The organism is Streptomyces jumonjinensis (assembly GCF_009600885.1).
Lineage (GTDB): Bacteria > Actinomycetota > Actinomycetes > Streptomycetales > Streptomycetaceae > Streptomyces > Streptomyces jumonjinensis.
Map to the genome: position 1 here is coordinate 1 of NZ_VCLA01000059.1, position 15,351 is coordinate 15,351.

Consider the following 15,351-nt stretch of genomic DNA (forward strand, 5'->3'; position numbering starts at 1 on the left):
TCTTTTGCCTTTCGGCAGTGCCTTTCGGCGATTCCGACTTTATCAGAATCAATTCGGCCGAACGAATCAGCCTGCGAGATCCAGATAAGAAGTCGATTGGCTCTGCGGAAATCTCAGTTTCCGTTGAGAGCAAGAGAGACGTTAACGGTTGCACTCGATCATGTCCAGTCCGAGGCAACCGTTCAAATCTACCTCCCCATCGCCACCGTGTCAACGGTTTTGTGGGCGAGGAGGACACTAGCAGGTCGGAGACACCCCACGCACATCGGCCACGGCCGTGAGTTCGGCGCTGCGGTCAGAGCGAGGGGGACGGTGGGGTGTCGAGGCTTTCGAGCTCGACGCCAGGTGCCGCGAGCACCACGTCCCCGGCGATGTGCACGGTGTGCTGTTCGCCCGTGTCCAGGGCGCTGACCTGGTATTCGTCCACGGTCAGGGGGCCACTGTCAGTGGTGTGCGCTTCACTCTTCACCAGGGCCCAGGACTGGTCGACGGTACGGGGGGCGAGGACGGGATCCGTGAAAGCGACGAGGCGGACGCGCGTCGCCGGGGAGCCGGGGGTGAGGCGCAGCAGTCGGGCGGTGGCGATGAGGAAGGCCGGGGATGTGCCGGTGAAGGCGTGGGCGCGGACATTGCCTTCTGTGGCATGGGCGCCGGTGGGGTCGGTGCGGACCCAGGTGACGCCGTCGAGTGCGGCGCCGCGGACCTGCCAGCTGGCGGCGTGGAGTTCGAGGCGGATGGGGCGGCCGAGGTCGTCGAGTGCGAGATCGACGGAGCCGGCGTGATCGCCGGAGGGGGTGATGGTCTGGGAGACATAGCGCCAGCCGGAGGGGCCGGGCGCGCATTGGAAGTGTTCTTCGCCGAGGGGGGTGTGATCGTGCGGATCGTGGAGCGAATACCGGCCGCGGGGCATGGGGGCTGGAAGTCCTTGCGGTGAGGGCCTGAGAAGGCGGAGGCCGGTGCGGAGCGAGCGGAGCTCAAGGGGAGCGCGACGCCTGGGGCGGTGATGCCGTACCGCCGGGGGGCATCGGGGGACATCGGGGGACATTCCGTCCGCATCGCGGGGGCATTCCGTCCGCGCGGTGGTGACGGGAGATCCAGAGCCCTCCGGGCGGTGGAGGGGTGGGCCCCCGGCACGGGGGTACGGGGGCCTGCTCGAACCGCTGGGGCCGGTGTGGGTGCTCCCTGCCGGCTCAGGGGGCTGTCCTTCGGGCCGGTGACGCCCGGCGCGTGCCGTCGAGTGCCTCCCGCTGTGACCAGGAGGTCGGCTGCACGCGCCGGTCGCGCGGGCGGCCCCTGGCCCGGGTCCGGGGCTGCCGGGCTTCGGGCCGGTGGGGCCGGGGGTCCCGGCGGCCGGAGGGGGCCGCCGGGACGGGAGCCGTCAGTAGCGGTAGTGGTCGGGCTTGAAGGGGCCCTCGACCTCGACGCCGATGTAGGCGGCCTGCTCCGGGCGGAGCGTGGTCAGCTTGACGCCGAGCGCGTCCAGGTGGAGCCGGGCGACCTTCTCGTCCAGGTGCTTGGGCAGCACATAGACGTCGGTCGGGTACTCCTCCGGCTTGGTGAAGAGCTCGATCTGCGCCAGGGTCTGGTCGGCGAAGCTGTTGGACATCACGAACGACGGGTGCCCGGTGGCGTTGCCGAGGTTGAGCAGGCGGCCCTCGGAGAGCACGATGATGACCTTGCCGTCGGGGAAGGTCCAGGTGTGGACCTGCGGCTTGACCTCGTCCTTGACGATGCCCGGGATCCCGGCCAGGCCGGCCATGTCGATCTCGTTGTCGAAGTGGCCGATGTTGCCCACGATGGCCTGGTGCTTCATCTTGGCCATGTCGGCGGCCATGATGATGTCCTTGTTGCCGGTGGTGGTGATGAACAGGTCGGCCTGGCCGATGACCTCGTCCAGGGTGGTGACCTGGTAGCCGTCCATCGCCGCCTGGAGGGCGCAGATCGGGTCGATCTCGGTGATGATCACCCGGGCGCCCTGGCCGCGCAGGGACTCCGCACAGCCCTTGCCGACGTCGCCGTAGCCGCAGACCACCGCGACCTTGCCGCCGATCAGGACGTCGGTGGCGCGGTTGATGCCGTCGACCAGGGAGTGGCGGCAGCCGTACTTGTTGTCGAACTTCGACTTGGTGACGGCGTCGTTGACGTTGATCGCCGGGAACAGGAGGGTGCCGTCGCGGTGCATCTCGTAGAGACGGTGCACACCGGTCGTGGTCTCCTCGGTGACGCCGCGGATCTCGGACGCCAGACGGGTCCATTTCTGCGGGTTCTCGGAGAGGGTGCGGTTGAGCAGGCGGAGGATGTAGCCGTACTCCTCGCTGTCCGCGGTGGCCGGGTCGGGGGCCTCGCCGGCCTTCTCGAACTCGACGCCCTTGTGGACCAGGAGCGTGGCGTCACCGCCGTCGTCGAGGATCATGTTCGGGCCGCCGGTGGGCGTGTTGGGCCAGGTCAGAGCCTGCTCCGTGCACCACCAGTACTCCTCCAGCGTCTCGCCCTTCCAGGCGAAGACGGGGACGCCCTGGGGGTTCTCCGGGGTGCCGCCGGGGCCGACCGCGATGGCCGCCGCGGCGTGGTCCTGGGTGGAGAAGATGTTGCAGGAGGCCCAGCGGACCTCGGCGCCGAGGGCGACCAGGGTCTCGATGAGCACGGCGGTCTGGATCGTCATGTGCAGGGAGCCGGTGACGCGGGCGCCGGCGAGCGGCTGCTGCTCCGCGTACTCCCTGCGGATCGACATCAGGCCGGGCATCTCGTGCTCGGCGAGGGTGATCTCCTTGCGGCCGAAGGCGGCGAGGGAGAGGTCGGCGACCTTGAAGTCCTGACCGGTGGCGACAGTCGTCATAACGGGCTGCTCCTCATGGATTGGGGCGAGGGTGGGCACGGCTGGCTCTGCGGCGGCGGGCGTACCAATGCCCGGGGCCACACACAGCGCAGTCCGTCGGAGGCCCTCTCTCCACTCGGCCGGTCCATACCGGACCGCCCGACCGCCATCAGCAGCGACGCCTGAACTCTGGTCACGAATCTACACCGATCGTCGTGGCGGTCCCCAGGCCGCCCGAGGAGTTCCGTTCCGGCCGGATCTCCGGAGCTTTCGCCGGGGCAGCCGGGCCACCAGGGCTTTCATCGGCTCATCGCCGGGTCGAAGATCGCCCGGCATCGGGATGAATCGCCCGGGCCGGGCCGCAAACGTCAGGAGGAACACACGCCGGGACAGCACGGAGGAAGAAAACGGAGAAAGAAATCCGGGGCGGGACGGTCAGGGAGCCGCGGGGCCCGCCGGGTCCGGGCCGGCCGGGGCCGGGGAAGCGCGGTAGACATCGGGCTCCAGATAGACGACCCGGGCGATGGGGACGGCCGCGCGGAGGCGTTCCTCGGCGGCGTTGATCGAGTCGGCGACCTCGCGGGCGGTGTCCTCGTTCGGTACCGCGATCTTCGCGGCGACCAGCAGCTCCTCCGGCCCGAGGTGGAGGGTGCGCATATGGATGACACGGGTCACGCGCTCGCCGTCGACGATCGCCGCCTCGATCCTGCGGATGTCCTCCACGGTCGCCGCCTCGCCGAGCAGCAGCGACTTGGTCTCGGCGGCCAGCACAAGGGCGATCAGGATGAGCAGGACGCCGATGCAGAGGGTGCCGATGCCGTCCCAGAGGCCGTCGCCCGTGACCAGGGCGACGCTGACGCCGATCAGCGCCAGGACCAGGCCGACGAGGGCGCCGAGGTCTTCGAGGAGGACGACGGGGAGTTCGGGCGCCTTGGCCCGGCGGACGAACTCCTTCCAGGAGAGCGAGCCGCGGACCTGGTTCGACTCCTTGATCGCGGTGCGGAAGGAGAAGGTCTCCGCGATGATCGCGAAGATGAGGACGCCGACGGGCCAGTACCAGGCCTCGATCGGGTGAGGGTGCTTGATCTTCTCGTAGCCCTCGTAGAGCGCGAACATGCCGCCGGCCGAGAAGAGGACGATGGACACGAGGAAGGCGTAGATATAGCGCTCGCGGCCGTAGCCGAAAGGGTGCTCGGGGGTGGCCTCGCGGCGGGCCCGGCGGCCTCCGAGGAGCAGCAGCCCCTGATTGCCGGAGTCCGCGAGCGAGTGAACGCTCTCCGCGAGCATCGAGGACGAGCCGCTGAAGACGAACGCCACGAATTTCGCCACCGCGATGGCCAGATTGGCGGTAAGCGCCGCAACGATGGCCTTGGTTCCGCCTGACGCACTCATCTGCCGGATGTCCCTTCGTACGCGTGACGCTCGTACACCGTCACCTGCGTTCTGGGCGCGTCATTGTTGCAGTCCCAGGGGGCGGCCGGGGGTCAGATGGCCACTGTGGCGCGGAACAAGGCCGCGGGTTTGTTGTGCGCCGCTCTGACCTGGATGTTCTCTCCTGCCGGGATGAAGACCGACTCACCCGGGGTGAGGGTCGTGGCGTCCGGCTCGCCCGGCCCGGCGGTCCCGGCGGTCCCGGCGGTCTCGGCCGGGCTGGTCGTACCGGATCCGGCGGAAGCGGCGGAAGCGGCGACGCTTCCGGAGGTGCAGAGCAGGATCTGCGGCGCGGCGGCGGTGAGGTCGGCCGGGGACGCCTCCGGCGCGAGGAGATAGCGGGAGAGCCGGAATTCGTCGATCGGGGTGTCGTACAGCTCCTCGCCGGTCTCCGACGCCTCGGGGCGGAGCACACCCGGATCGCCCGCCTCGAAGCGGACCACGCGCAGCAGCTCGGGGACGTCCACATGTTTGGGGGTGAGGCCGCACCGCAGCACATTGTCGGAATTGGCCATGATCTCGATGCCGAGACCGCTCAGATACGCGTGCGGGACGCCCGCGCCGAGGAAGAGGGCCTCGCCGGGCTGGAGCCTGACGCGGTTGAGCAGCATCGCCGCGATGACTCCCGGGTCGCCCGGGAAGTGATGGGCGAGCTGCGCGTACGGGGTGTACTCGCCGCCCAGGCGCTGGGCCGCGGCGGCGGCCTCGTCGACGGTGGCGGCCATCTCCTCGCGGTCGGCGCTCAGCACCGCCGTGAGCACCTCGCGCAGGGCCGCGTCCTCGGGGTGGGCGTGCAGCAGATCCGCGTACGGCTTGAGGGAGTCGACGCCGAGTCCGGCGAGGAGCTCGGCGGCGTCGAGCGGGGCGCGGAATCCGCACAGCCCCTCGAAGGGGGTGAGCGCGCAGATCAGCTCCGGTTTGTGGTTGGCGTCCTTGTAGTTGCGGTGCGGGGCGTCGGCAGGGATGCCCGCGCGCTGCTCCGCCGCGAAGCCCTGCTTCGCCTGGGCGAGGTCCGGGTGGACCTGGAGGGAGAGGGGTGCGCCCGCCGCGAGGATCTTGAGCAGGAAGGGGAGGTGCGGACCGAACCGGGCGACGGTCGCGGCGCCGAGTTCCCGTACGGGGTCGGCGGCGATGACGTCCGCGAGGGAGCCGCGGCCGAGGCGGGACGGGGCTCCGGGGTGCGCGCCCATCCACATCTCCGCCTGCGGCTCGCCGGTGGGGGCGGCGCCGAGCAGGTCCGGGATCGCGGTCGTGGAGCCCCAGGCGTAAGGGCGCACGATGTTGGAGAGGCGGTCCATGATGCTGTCTGCTTCCGTTCCGTGGGCTTCCCGTTCAAGGTGGGGCCGGGTTCTTCCCTTCTGGTGGCTTTCGGTGATGCTCCGGGAAGGGCGGCGGCGCCGCCGTCAGCCTCCATCGTCTTCCCGTCGGATGGAGGTACCCGGCATTGCCGCCGGGTGTCCATGGTCTTTCGACCGGATGGGCCGCCCGGCGGCTCCCGTCAGGAAGGGGTGTTCGGGGTCGCGAGCGCCAGATAGACGGCAGCGAAGTCGGTGATCGCCAGGAGTTCGGCGATCGACTCCAGGTCGGCGCCCTCCTCCGGTTCGAGTTCGCTGATCGGGGTGTCGTGGCTCAGCGCGAGCTCGCGGGCGACGGGGGCGGCGGTCAGCCCGCTGGTCGGGCGGTCGCGCAGCAGCACGACCCGCACCCGCAGGGCCTGCCGCTCCTCCACCCGGTCGCGGAAGAAGTCGTCGGGGTCCGCTCCGGCGGCGAGGTCTCCCGCGAGGAGTACGCCGTGGGCGGGCAGGGCCTCCGGCAGTTCGGCGGCGAGGGCGGGCCGGCCCGCCAGCTCCGCGAGCACGGCGGCGAAACGGCGGCCCGCCGGGGCGGCGCCCAGGCCCTCGGTCCAGATGAGGGGGAGGCTGTCGGCGAGTTCGGCGGCGAGGGTCTTCGCCGGGTTGCTGTAGGTGGCGATCGCCGGGCCGCAGCGCTCGGCGGTGCGGTCGAGCCGGTCGGCGACCTTCGCCAGAGTCTCCGGCGGCGCTACGAGCAGGCCGACCCGGTCCAGGAGTGCGAGCAGCGGGGTGAACAGGGCCCAGAGCGCGCCCGGGCTCGCCGCCTGGGTCTCCTCGTACAGCTCGTGGGGGGCGGTGGCCATCGGGACGACCAGCCCATGCCGGCCGTCGACGGCCTCGGCGAGCGGGGAGGGCCGCGGGGTGACGGCCACGACGGTGCAGCCCCGGCGGTACGCCTGTTCGGCGAGCAGGGCCAGTCCGGGTTCGGTGCCGTCGGTGGTGGCGACCAGGAGGAGATCGAGGGAGCCCGCCCAGCCGGGGAGCGCCCAGCGCAGGGCGCCGGGTGCGGGGGCGACTCCGGTGGGGACGAGACGGGTGACGGGTGCGGACGCTCCGGCGAGGGCCCCGATGAGATCGGCGACTCCGTCGGCGGCGGTGCCGAAGCCCGCGAGGAGTACGGCGCGGGGCCGGCCGTCCGGTTTCAGTTCGGCGATGCCCGCCTCGGTCGCGTGGCGGGCGGCGGTGCGGACACGCGCGCCTGCCTCTGCCGCGCCCCGCAGAAGGCCGCGGCGGTCGGCGCGGGCGAGGGCTTCCGGAGCGTCGAGGAGGGACTCGTCGAGCATGGGTGGGGTCTCCGATCGCCGTGCGGTCGCGAGGTAGGGGATCAGTGGTGCGGGATGCGGGCGGGCGGGCGCTGGGCGGTGCGGTACGACTGGCCGGTGCCGCCGCCGGGCGGGCGGGCCCGGGTCCCCGGGCCCGGCGCCGTCTCGTCAGGCCGGGCGGCGGGCCTCGTCCACGAGGAGGACGGGGATGTCGTCGCGTACGGGGTAGGCCAGGCCGCAGCTCTCGCCCGTGCAGATCAGCTCGGGGGTCTCGGCTCCGGTGCGGTCGTCCAGGGGGGCGTGGCACGCGGGGCAGGCGAGGATGTCGAGGAGGGCGGCTTCGAGGGGCATGGGGGGCCTTTCGAGGGGCTGGGTGAGTCTGGTCAGGGTACCGCTGGGGGGTGGGAGGGGGCGCGTTATGGGGGGTTCGGGGGGCTTGAAGGGGGCGGGGGCTTCGCGAAGGGGCGGGGCTTGAAGGGGCGCTTGAAGGGGCGGGGGCTTCGCGCCGCCCGCCCCTTCCCGTGCTCCCGGTTCCGCGCCCCGAGGTTTCGCGCCCCGCGGTTCCGTGCTCCCGGTTCCGCGCCCCCCGGCTCCCGGGCTCCCGTGCCTCAGCCGCTGGCAGGCCGGCCGGCACGGAAGCCGCCGGCGGGCCCGCCGGTCAGGCGCGGACCAGGGACAGGACCTCGTCGCGGATCGCCGTCAGGGTCTCCGTGTCGCGGGCCTCCACGTTCAGCCGGAGCAGGGGCTCGGTGTTCGAGGGGCGGAGGTTGAACCACCAGTCGGCGGCGGTGACCGTCAGACCGTCCAGTTCGTCCAGCGTGACCCCGGGGCGGGACGCGAAGGCCGCGCGGACCGCCGCCGTGCGGGCGGCCTGGTCGTCGACCGTGGAGTTGATCTCGCCCGAGCCCCGGTAGCGGTCGTACTGCGCGACCAGTTCCGACAGGGGTCCCTCCTGGGTGCCCAGCGCGGCCAGCACATGCAGGGCCGCCAGCATGCCCGTGTCCGCGTTCCAGAAGTCGCGGAAGTAGTAGTGCGCCGAGTGCTCTCCGCCGAAGATCGCTCCGGTACGCGCCATCTCCTGCTTGATGAAGGAGTGGCCCACCCGGGTGCGTACCGGCGAGCCCCCCATCTCCTTGACCACCTCCGGCACCGACCAGGAGGTGATCAGGTTGTGGATCACTGTGCCGCCCGGGTGCTTCGCCAGTTCCCTGGCCGCCACCAGGGCCGTGATCGCCGAGGGGGAGATGCCCTCGCCCCGCTCGTCCACCACGAAACACCGGTCCGCGTCTCCGTCGAACGCCAGCCCGATGTCGGCCTTCTCGGCGCGCACCCGCTCCTGGAGGTCCACGATGTTGGCCGGATCCAGTGGGTTCGCCTCATGGTTGGGGAAGGTGCCGTCCAGCTCGAAGTACATCGGCACGACCGTGACCGGCAGGGACTCGAAGACCGTCGGCACGGTGTGGCCGCCCATGCCGTTGCCCGCGTCCACGACCACCTTCAGCGGACGCATCTCCGACAGATCCACCAGCGAGAGCAGATACGCGGCGTACTCCACGAGCGTGTCACGCTCCGTCACCGTGCCCCGCTCGGCCACCGGTTCGGGCACCCCCTCGGCCGACCACCGCTCCACCAGCGCGCGGATGTCCGCGAGGCCGGTGTCCTGGCCCACCGGGGCCGCGCCCGCCCGGCACATCTTGATGCCGTTGTACTGGGCCGGGTTGTGCGAGGCGGTGAACATCGCGCCCGGCAGGCCGAGATGTCCGGAGGCGAAGTACAGCTGGTCCGTCGAGCAGAGCCCGATCAGCGTCACATCCGCGCCCCTGGCCGCCGCGCCGCGCGCGAACGCCCCCGAGAGCCCCGGCGACGACGGGCGCATGTCATGGCCGACGACGATCGCGTCCGCGTCCGTCACCTGGACGAACGCTGCGCCGAACAGTTCGGCCAGCGCCTCGTCCCACTGGTCCGGCACTACTCCGCGAACGTCGTACGCCTTCACGATCTGTGACAGATCAGCAGCCACGGGTCCATCCTCCGATAAATCTCTGCCAAGTCTCTGCGGTCACCTCAAACTACCGGCACGCCTCAGTCCTGGCCGTAGCGCGGGTCCACCGACTCGGGAGCCAGTCCCAGCAGCTCCGCCACCTGCTCCACCACGACCTCGTGCACCAGCATCGCGCGTTCCTCGCGATTCTTCGTACGGATCTCGACCGGTCTGCGGTAGACCACGATCCGTGCGGGCAGCCCCTTCTCCGACGGGGCCGAGCTGCCCAGCGGGACCGTATCCTCCGCCGGTCCGGGCACATCCACGACGAGGAAGTCGACGTCGGCCAGTTGGGGCCAGCGCCGCTCCAGCCGCTCCACGGAGTCCTGCACAAGGTCGCCGAACGCCTCGGCCCGGCTCGCCGCGAGCGGCACCTGCGGGGGCGCGACCGGTCCGCGCATGCCCCGGCCATGGCGGTCGCGATGGCGCGGCCTCGGCTCGGGCGGGCGGGGCGGTACAGGACTGTCCATCACTGACGCAGCGTAGCTCTCCGGGCGCTGCCGGGTTCCGCTCCGCGCGCCAAAAGGCCGCCGTCCGCGGCATGTCGCCAATTGAGCGTTCCGGCTGCCCTTGGGGCCCGTTCCCTGTCCGGCCACGATCGCCGGACGTATAGCGAATGACCTGATTTACCCCACGTCATGACCGAATCCACGGCTGCCGACCACCTCGTTCCGCCCTGTCCCCGCAGGTCACAGCCGCCCTCCGGGGGGCCTGTCGGCACCTCTTCGGACCACGACACGGTGGGGTGACCTGGTGGAGAGTCGTCGCAGCCCGCTCAAGAGTGCGGTACCGTCCAACGTCGTGAGCCCTGTACGTCGCTGTTCGCGCACCGCGTGCGGTCGGCCTGCCGTCGCGACACTGACGTACGTCTATGCCGATTCGACCGCGGTCCTCGGCCCGCTCGCCACCTACGCCGAGCCCCACTGCTATGACCTGTGCGCCGAGCACAGTGAGCGCCTGACCGCGCCACGCGGCTGGGAGGTCGTGCGGCTCACCGATGGTTCGGCCCCCGCCCGTCCCAGCGGTGACGATCTGGAAGCCCTCGCCAACGCCGTACGGGAAGCTGCCCGTCCGCAGGGACGTGCCGCCGAGGCGCAGAACGGGCGGCGTGGGGCGGATCCCATGGAGGTCGCCCGCCGCGGGCATCTGCGGGTGCTCCGGTCGCCCGACAGCTGACGGGGAGACGGGTCGGGCCCGCTCTGGCTCGCCTAAGGCTCGTTACGGTCCGGCTCAGTACGTCAGTCGTCGAGCACCGACAGATCCTGCTCCGCCTCCGGCACCGCGACCATCCCCCTGTCGTCCTGGAACGTCTGCACCGTGAACATCGCGATCCCGTCCTGCGGCAGCGCCAGCGTCCGCGCCGCATGGACCGGACCGCCTGATTCCGCCTCCACCGTCAGCGTGTACGAGCCCTTCAGCCCCTCCGGCGCCGGAGCGGGCGCCGCCAGCGTCGTGCCCGCCTTCACCTCGTACGTCTTCACCACCCGCTCACCGCCCTCCGTGCCCGCCGACGCGGTCACCCTGACCCGGCCCGCCGCGCCCGGCGCGGTCAGCGACAGCGTCGAGCCCTTCGCCCGGTTGTCGGCGACCGAGGCCCGCTCCCCCACCGGACCGGTCGCCGGGATGAAGGCGATCTCCTGCTGGGCGCCCTTGCCCCGCACCACCCGCAGCGCCGCCACCACCGGGGTCCTCCGGCTGCCGCGCTCCGGACCGATGATCAGTGAACCGGCCTCGCCCTTGGTGACGTCCGACAGCTCAAGGCTCGCCGTCATCCCCGACTTGACGTGCAGGGACTCGCCCCCGAGCGGGACGATCCGGCCGTCCGGACCCGCGAGTTCGACCGTCAGCTCGGCATCGTGGTCACCGGGGGCGTACGCCACCAGACGGACCGAGGCCGCGTCCGCCGGGATACCGGGGAGCACCGCGTCGGCGGCCGGATCGGCCGCCGCCGTGAGCCAGTCGGCGCCCGTCCCGCTCTCAGTGGCCCGTACCGCCGCGCCGACCCGGCCCGAACGGGTGCTCACATGCACGGTGACATCGGGGGCCGCCTCCGCGGTCAGGGTGGAGAGCAGAATGGGCAGACTGGACCGGGCGGGCACCGGAATGCCCTCGGTGAGCGTCGTCTTCAGCTCCCCGCCCTTGCCGTAGAGCTCGACATCGGCGACTGCGGGCGTGTCGTCGGGGTTGGTCAGATGGACGTAGTCCTGGCGGTCCTTGGCGGTGGACGCCCCCGGAAGCCAGAGATCCGTATCGGGCGGGGTGCAGCTCACCCCGAGCACACCGCGGCCCGTGCCCACCGCGACCGTGGTGGTCTGCTGGGCCGTCCAGCCCGGTGCGAGCCGGCCGGTGGCGGTGCCGACGAGCGGCGGGGCCTCGTCCCCGCTCTTCTCGACCGCGACAGGCGTGCCCGGCTCCTTCAGCGAGACCACCGGCTTACCGTCCGCCGGGTCGGCTGCGGGCGGGCGCTTGGCCGGGGACTTCCCCGGGTCGGCACGCCGCTCCAGCGTGCCGCCGGCCGGTTTGAGCTCCGCCGTGCCCACGCGGTCGTCCCCGCTCCGCCCCTCCGGGGTGAAGGAGGTGTACCGGGTCTCGGCGATCTCCGAACCGCCGCCCGCCGGGCAGACCAGGCTGGACCGCTCGACCGGGAGCCGGGCGGGCGTCCTGGCCTCGGTCCGGCCGGCGTCGGCCGGTCCGGTCAGCGAGGCGAGACCGGTGACGGCGGCGAGTGCGGTGACGGCGGCGAGCAGGGAGAGGGTCGTGCGCTTCACTCTGACTCGCCTCGGGTCGTGTCGGGGTGGTGACCTGCGTCGTACGGATACGGGCGGGGGTGACGGGGGTAGGGGGGCGCGTGCGGATCCGGCGCGAGGGGGGTGGGGGTCGCTTCGGCGCCGTACTCCTGCGGGCCTTGCGACTGTGCTCCGTACTCCCGCGGACCCTGCGACTGTGCTCCGTACTCTCGCGTGCCGTGCGTCTGGGCTCCGTACGGCTGCTCGCCCTGCGGCTGTGCTCCGTACTCCCGCGTGCCCTGCGGCTGTGCTCCGTACTCCTGTTCGTACGGATACGGGGACCGCTCCCGGTCGTCCACAGGCGCGGGCGGCCCCGGCTGGGCCGGGATCTCGGCCCGGTCGCGCAGTCTGCGCGCCCTGCGGCCCTCGCCGTCCACGGGCTGCTCGGGCACCCCCCGGTCCGGCGACTCCGGCTGCGTCGGCTCCTCCGGCAGATCGTCGTCGTGGCGCACCCGGCGGCCGGGCAGGGCGAGCACCACCAGTGCCAGCGCCAGAAAGCCCTGGGTCCAGATCCAGACCGTGTGGGCGGTCGGATTCTCATGGGTCAGCACCAGCTGTCCGCCCGCGGCGGGCAGCTCGAAGCCCTGCGCCCAGCCGTCGACGGTCGTCTTCTCCAGCACCTGGCCGTCGAGCGTGGCCCGCCAGCCCTCGTCGGCGCGGTCGGCGATCCGCAGGACGCGTCCCCCGGCGCCCCGGGGGATCTTGGCGTGCGCCTCGACCGCGTCCGACTCGACCGGCAGCGGGTCGCCCTCGCCGCTGACGATGACAGCGCGCGCCACCTGGCGGTCGACCCGCCACAGCGAGCTGCCGTCGAGGCGGCTGAGGCGGCTGAGCCCCGGGGTGGAGTCCAGTACGCGGACGGTCTCGCGCGGCGCTCCATCCCGTACCAGGACATAGCGGATCGCGAACGCGCTCAGCTCTCTGGTCTGATCGGCTCCGGAGCCCGCGACGAGATGCGCGACGACCTTGTCGAGCCGGGCGTCACCGCCGCCCGCCGCCGCGATTTCGGCGTCGCCGAGACGTCCGCCTGAACCTCTCAGCAGGGTGTACGGGACCTTCGCGGCGGAGACGCCGCCGAGCACCAGGGTCCTGGGCTGGTCCCGGGTGCCGCTCTCCTCGGCCACGAACGCGGGCACCTGGACGGGGTCGCGCCGCTCCAGCGGCCCGGCGGCTCCGCCGATCATCCAGCTCGCGGCGGAGACGAGCGGTCCGACGCCGGCGGCGAGGGCGATGAGCACGGCGACCGGCTGCCGCCAGCCGAAGCTCTGCGCGCCGACACGGGTACGGCCCATCTCCGCGCCGAGCACGGCGGCGGAGAGCAGCGCGATCCCGTAGACGAGTGTGGCGGGCCCGGCCCAGGTGGAGCGGTTGGCGAGAACCGCGAAGACCAGTCCGACGAGCGCGACGGCCCAGGAGGTCCGGATCGCGAAACGGCGCTCCTCGCGGAGGAGGGCGGCGAGCGCGGCGAGCACGATGCCGATGAGCACCAGACCGCCCACCGTCTTCGGGCCGCCGGGGCTGATGCCCAGCAGATCGGTCGCGGAGGCTCCGCCGCCGCCGATGTCGAGCCCGGCCTCCCGGAAGACGGTCGACGGCTCGGTCAGCAGGCTGAACGACCAGGGCGCGAGGACGAGCAGCGGGGTACCCACTGCGGCGAGGAAGCGCAGGCCGTACGCCACGATGTCGCCACGGCGCAGGATCAGCACACCGAGCCCGAGGACGACGGCGATCGGCCAGACGACCGGGGTGAACGCGCTGGCGAGGCTGAGCAGCAGCGCGTAGGCCCAGGTGGCACGCCAGCTGCCCCGGCCGCCCCGGGCCAGCCCATGGGCGGACACCGCCGCGCGGGCGATGAGCGGCAGCAGCACCGCGAGTACGGCGGTGCCGAGCCGCCCGGTGGCGAGCGCTCCGGTGGCGGCGGGCAGGAAGGCGTACGCGATGCTCGCCCAGGCCCGCAGCAGCCGGGAGCCGACGATCGGGCGGGAGGCGAAGTAGGCGGTGAGCCCGGCGAGCGGGACCGAGCAGACGAGCAGCACGGTGAGCGCGAAGCCGGTGGAGCCGAGGAAGAGGGCGGCGAAGGCGGCCAGTACGGCGAGATAGGGCGGGGCGGTCTGGGTGCCGCCGGTGCCGAGGGGGTGCCAGTCGTCCGCGTAACGCGCCCAGAGGTCGGAGACGTCCGGGGGTGCGGCGAGCAGCGCGCCCCCGGCGAGCGAGCCGCCGCCGAAGAGGTCGCGACAGGCTGCCACGGAGACGAGGAGCAGCAGGGCGAAGAGGACCGGCGCGGGCTTCCGCGCGATCTTCTTCAGCCGGGAGAACTGCTCGATCTCCAGATAGTCGGCGTCGTCGCCGCCGGGTCCCGACTCGGCCGCGCCGCCGTGCCGGGAGCCGCTCGCGTCGGAGTCGTCGCCGGCGCCGAAGTGGCCCGCGATCTGTTCGACGGCGGCGCGGACGGTGGCGCCGGGCGGCGGGAACAGCGGTCGCATCCCCGCCGCGTCGGCGCTCCGGGCCGCCGAGCGTCTCCGGCGTCCGGCAATGAGGCGTTCGGGGCGCAGCAGGACGCCGAAGAACCCCATGACCTCGTCGACGGCCTGCCCGGGAGCCTTGCCGAGGACATAGGCGAGGGTGCGCAGCACGGTGCTGACGACGATGCGGAACAGTACGTACGGGAGCGCCGCGGCACGGGCGTTGGTGAGCAGGGTGTAGACCGCGCCCGCCTTGTCGGCGCGGTGGGGGCTGGTGACGGAGCGTCCGGCGCAGTCGACCGTACGGCGTTCCCGGGCGGCGGCCTCGGCGTGGCGCAGTACGGCGTCGGGGGCGACCAGGACGCGGTGGCCCGCGGAGTGGGCACGCCAGCAGAGGTCGACGTCGTCGCGCATCAGCGGGATTCTGCGGTCGAAGCCGCCGAGCTGTTCGAACACGTCGCGGCGGATGAGCATGCCGGCGGAGGAGACGGAGAGCACGGCGCGGATCTGGTCGTGCTGGCCCTGGTCCTGCTCGCGGCGGTCGAGGCCGGTCCAGCGGCGACCGCTGTTCGCGATGGAGACGCCGGCTTCGAGGAGCTGTCTGCCGTCGTACCAGCCGCGGAGTTTGGGGCCGATGATCACGGCGTGTTCATCGGTGTCGGCGACGCGCAGCAGTTCGGTGAGGGCGCCGGGCGCGGGTGCGCTGTCGTCGTGGAGCAGCCAGAGCCACTGGACCGGTTCGCCGTAGGGCAGTTCGGGCAGGTCGTACGCCTCGTCGTGCCAGGTCCTGGTGGTCGGGTCCCAGCCGCTGGGCCGCTTGAGATAGGGCAGCTCGTCGGCGGTGGGCGTGCCCGCGGTGCGGACGGCTTCGTCGACGGCGGCGCCGAATCCGGTGCGGCGCGCGAGATGCAGTACGCGCCGGTCGCCGAGGGCTTCGGCGAGCAGCCGGGCGGAGTCGTCCGCGCTGCCGGTGTCGGCGGCGACGGCGTTCTGTACGGGGCGTTCCTGGCCGAGGAGTCCGGCGAGGGTGTCGGGAAGCCAGCGTGCGCCGTCGTGCGAGACGACTACGGCGGTGACGACATGCCGCGGGAACTCCGGCGGATGCGCGGGGGGATACGCGGCGGTTGTGGCGGACATCGAGGTACGGGCCCTCCGGCCGAGGTCGCCCCTTCGGGGGCGCTGGAGCGTCTGGGACGGGGCCC

General features: G+C 72.3%; 11 protein-coding genes. 1 reads left to right on the plus strand and 10 read right to left on the minus strand.

Annotation, left to right across the window (positions count from 1 at the left end; all coding sequences use genetic code 11):
- Positions 1-295: 295 nt before the first annotated feature.
- The 8 genes from FF041_RS07185 to FF041_RS07220 all read right to left on the minus strand — a co-directional run bounded on the left by FF041_RS07185 (position 296) and on the right by FF041_RS07220 (position 9,371).
- A complete protein-coding gene (locus FF041_RS07185) occupies positions 296-910 on the minus strand; it encodes a hypothetical protein (protein WP_153521522.1) in 615 nt (204 codons plus the stop codon).
- A 468-nt stretch (positions 911-1,378) separates the two neighbouring features.
- Entirely contained in the window at positions 1,379-2,836 is a 1,458-nt protein-coding gene (ahcY, locus tag FF041_RS07190; RefSeq protein ID WP_153484119.1) for an adenosylhomocysteinase, read from the minus strand.
- Positions 2,837-3,250: 414 nt separating this feature from the next.
- A complete protein-coding gene (locus tag FF041_RS07195) occupies positions 3,251-4,207 on the minus strand; it encodes a cation diffusion facilitator family transporter (protein ID WP_153521523.1) in 957 nt (318 codons plus the stop codon).
- A gap of 92 nt (positions 4,208-4,299) precedes the next feature.
- Positions 4,300-5,544, minus strand: coding sequence for a mannose-6-phosphate isomerase, class I (gene manA, locus FF041_RS07200; RefSeq protein ID WP_153521524.1), 1,245 nt, complete (start codon positions 5,542-5,544; stop codon positions 4,300-4,302).
- A 200-nt stretch (positions 5,545-5,744) separates the two neighbouring features.
- On the minus strand, positions 5,745-6,881 hold the full coding sequence (locus FF041_RS07205; protein ID WP_153521525.1) for an SIS domain-containing protein: 1,137 nt from the start codon (positions 6,879-6,881) through the stop codon (positions 5,745-5,747).
- 147 nt (positions 6,882-7,028) lie between these two features.
- Complete coding sequence (locus tag FF041_RS07210) at positions 7,029-7,211, minus strand: Trm112 family protein (RefSeq protein ID WP_153521526.1); 183 nt, start codon at positions 7,209-7,211, stop codon at positions 7,029-7,031.
- A 307-nt stretch (positions 7,212-7,518) separates the two neighbouring features.
- Positions 7,519-8,880 carry a phosphomannomutase/phosphoglucomutase gene (locus FF041_RS07215; RefSeq protein ID WP_323391400.1) on the minus strand — a complete coding sequence of 454 codons (1,362 nt, stop codon included), beginning with the start codon at positions 8,878-8,880 and terminating at the stop codon, positions 7,519-7,521.
- Positions 8,881-8,942: 62 nt separating this feature from the next.
- A complete protein-coding gene (locus FF041_RS07220; protein WP_153521529.1) occupies positions 8,943-9,371 on the minus strand; it encodes a metallopeptidase family protein in 429 nt (142 codons plus the stop codon).
- 283 nt (positions 9,372-9,654) lie between these two features.
- On the opposite strand from FF041_RS07220, the gene FF041_RS07225 reads away from it, so the two are divergent.
- Positions 9,655-10,077, plus strand: coding sequence for a DUF3499 domain-containing protein (locus FF041_RS07225; RefSeq protein WP_323371786.1), 423 nt, complete (start codon positions 9,655-9,657; stop codon positions 10,075-10,077).
- A 62-nt stretch (positions 10,078-10,139) separates the two neighbouring features.
- Here the strand turns inward: FF041_RS07225 and FF041_RS07230 are convergent, their stop codons facing one another.
- The gene (locus FF041_RS07230) at positions 10,140-11,669 is read right to left on the minus strand and encodes a DUF5719 family protein (protein ID WP_323391401.1); all 1,530 of its coding nucleotides are present in this window, start codon (positions 11,667-11,669) and stop codon (positions 10,140-10,142) included.
- A complete protein-coding gene (locus tag FF041_RS07235) occupies positions 11,666-15,286 on the minus strand; it encodes a glycosyltransferase (protein ID WP_153521527.1) in 3,621 nt (1,206 codons plus the stop codon). Before FF041_RS07235 ends, FF041_RS07230 begins: the two co-directional genes overlap by 4 nt.
- Positions 15,287-15,351: the final 65 nt, after the last annotated feature.

Bases quoted from the DNA above. Each gene is read 5' to 3' on its own strand.
- FF041_RS07185 (WP_153521522.1), bottom strand. From the start codon at position 910: ATGCCCCGCGGCCGGTATTCGCTCCACGATCCGCACGATCACACCCCC.
- FF041_RS07195 (WP_153521523.1), bottom strand. From the start codon at position 4,207: ATGAGTGCGTCAGGCGGAACCAAGGCCATCGTTGCGGCGCTTACCGCC.
- FF041_RS07210 (WP_153521526.1), bottom strand. From the start codon at position 7,211: ATGCCCCTCGAAGCCGCCCTCCTCGACATCCTCGCCTGCCCCGCGTGC.
- manA (WP_153521524.1), bottom strand. From the start codon at position 5,544: ATGGACCGCCTCTCCAACATCGTGCGCCCTTACGCCTGGGGCTCCACG.
- FF041_RS07205 (WP_153521525.1), bottom strand. From the start codon at position 6,881: ATGCTCGACGAGTCCCTCCTCGACGCTCCGGAAGCCCTCGCCCGCGCC.
- FF041_RS07235 (WP_153521527.1), bottom strand. From the start codon at position 15,286: ATGTCCGCCACAACCGCCGCGTATCCCCCCGCGCATCCGCCGGAGTTC.
- ahcY (WP_153484119.1), bottom strand. From the start codon at position 2,836: ATGACGACTGTCGCCACCGGTCAGGACTTCAAGGTCGCCGACCTCTCC.
- FF041_RS07220 (WP_153521529.1), bottom strand. From the start codon at position 9,371: ATGGACAGTCCTGTACCGCCCCGCCCGCCCGAGCCGAGGCCGCGCCAT.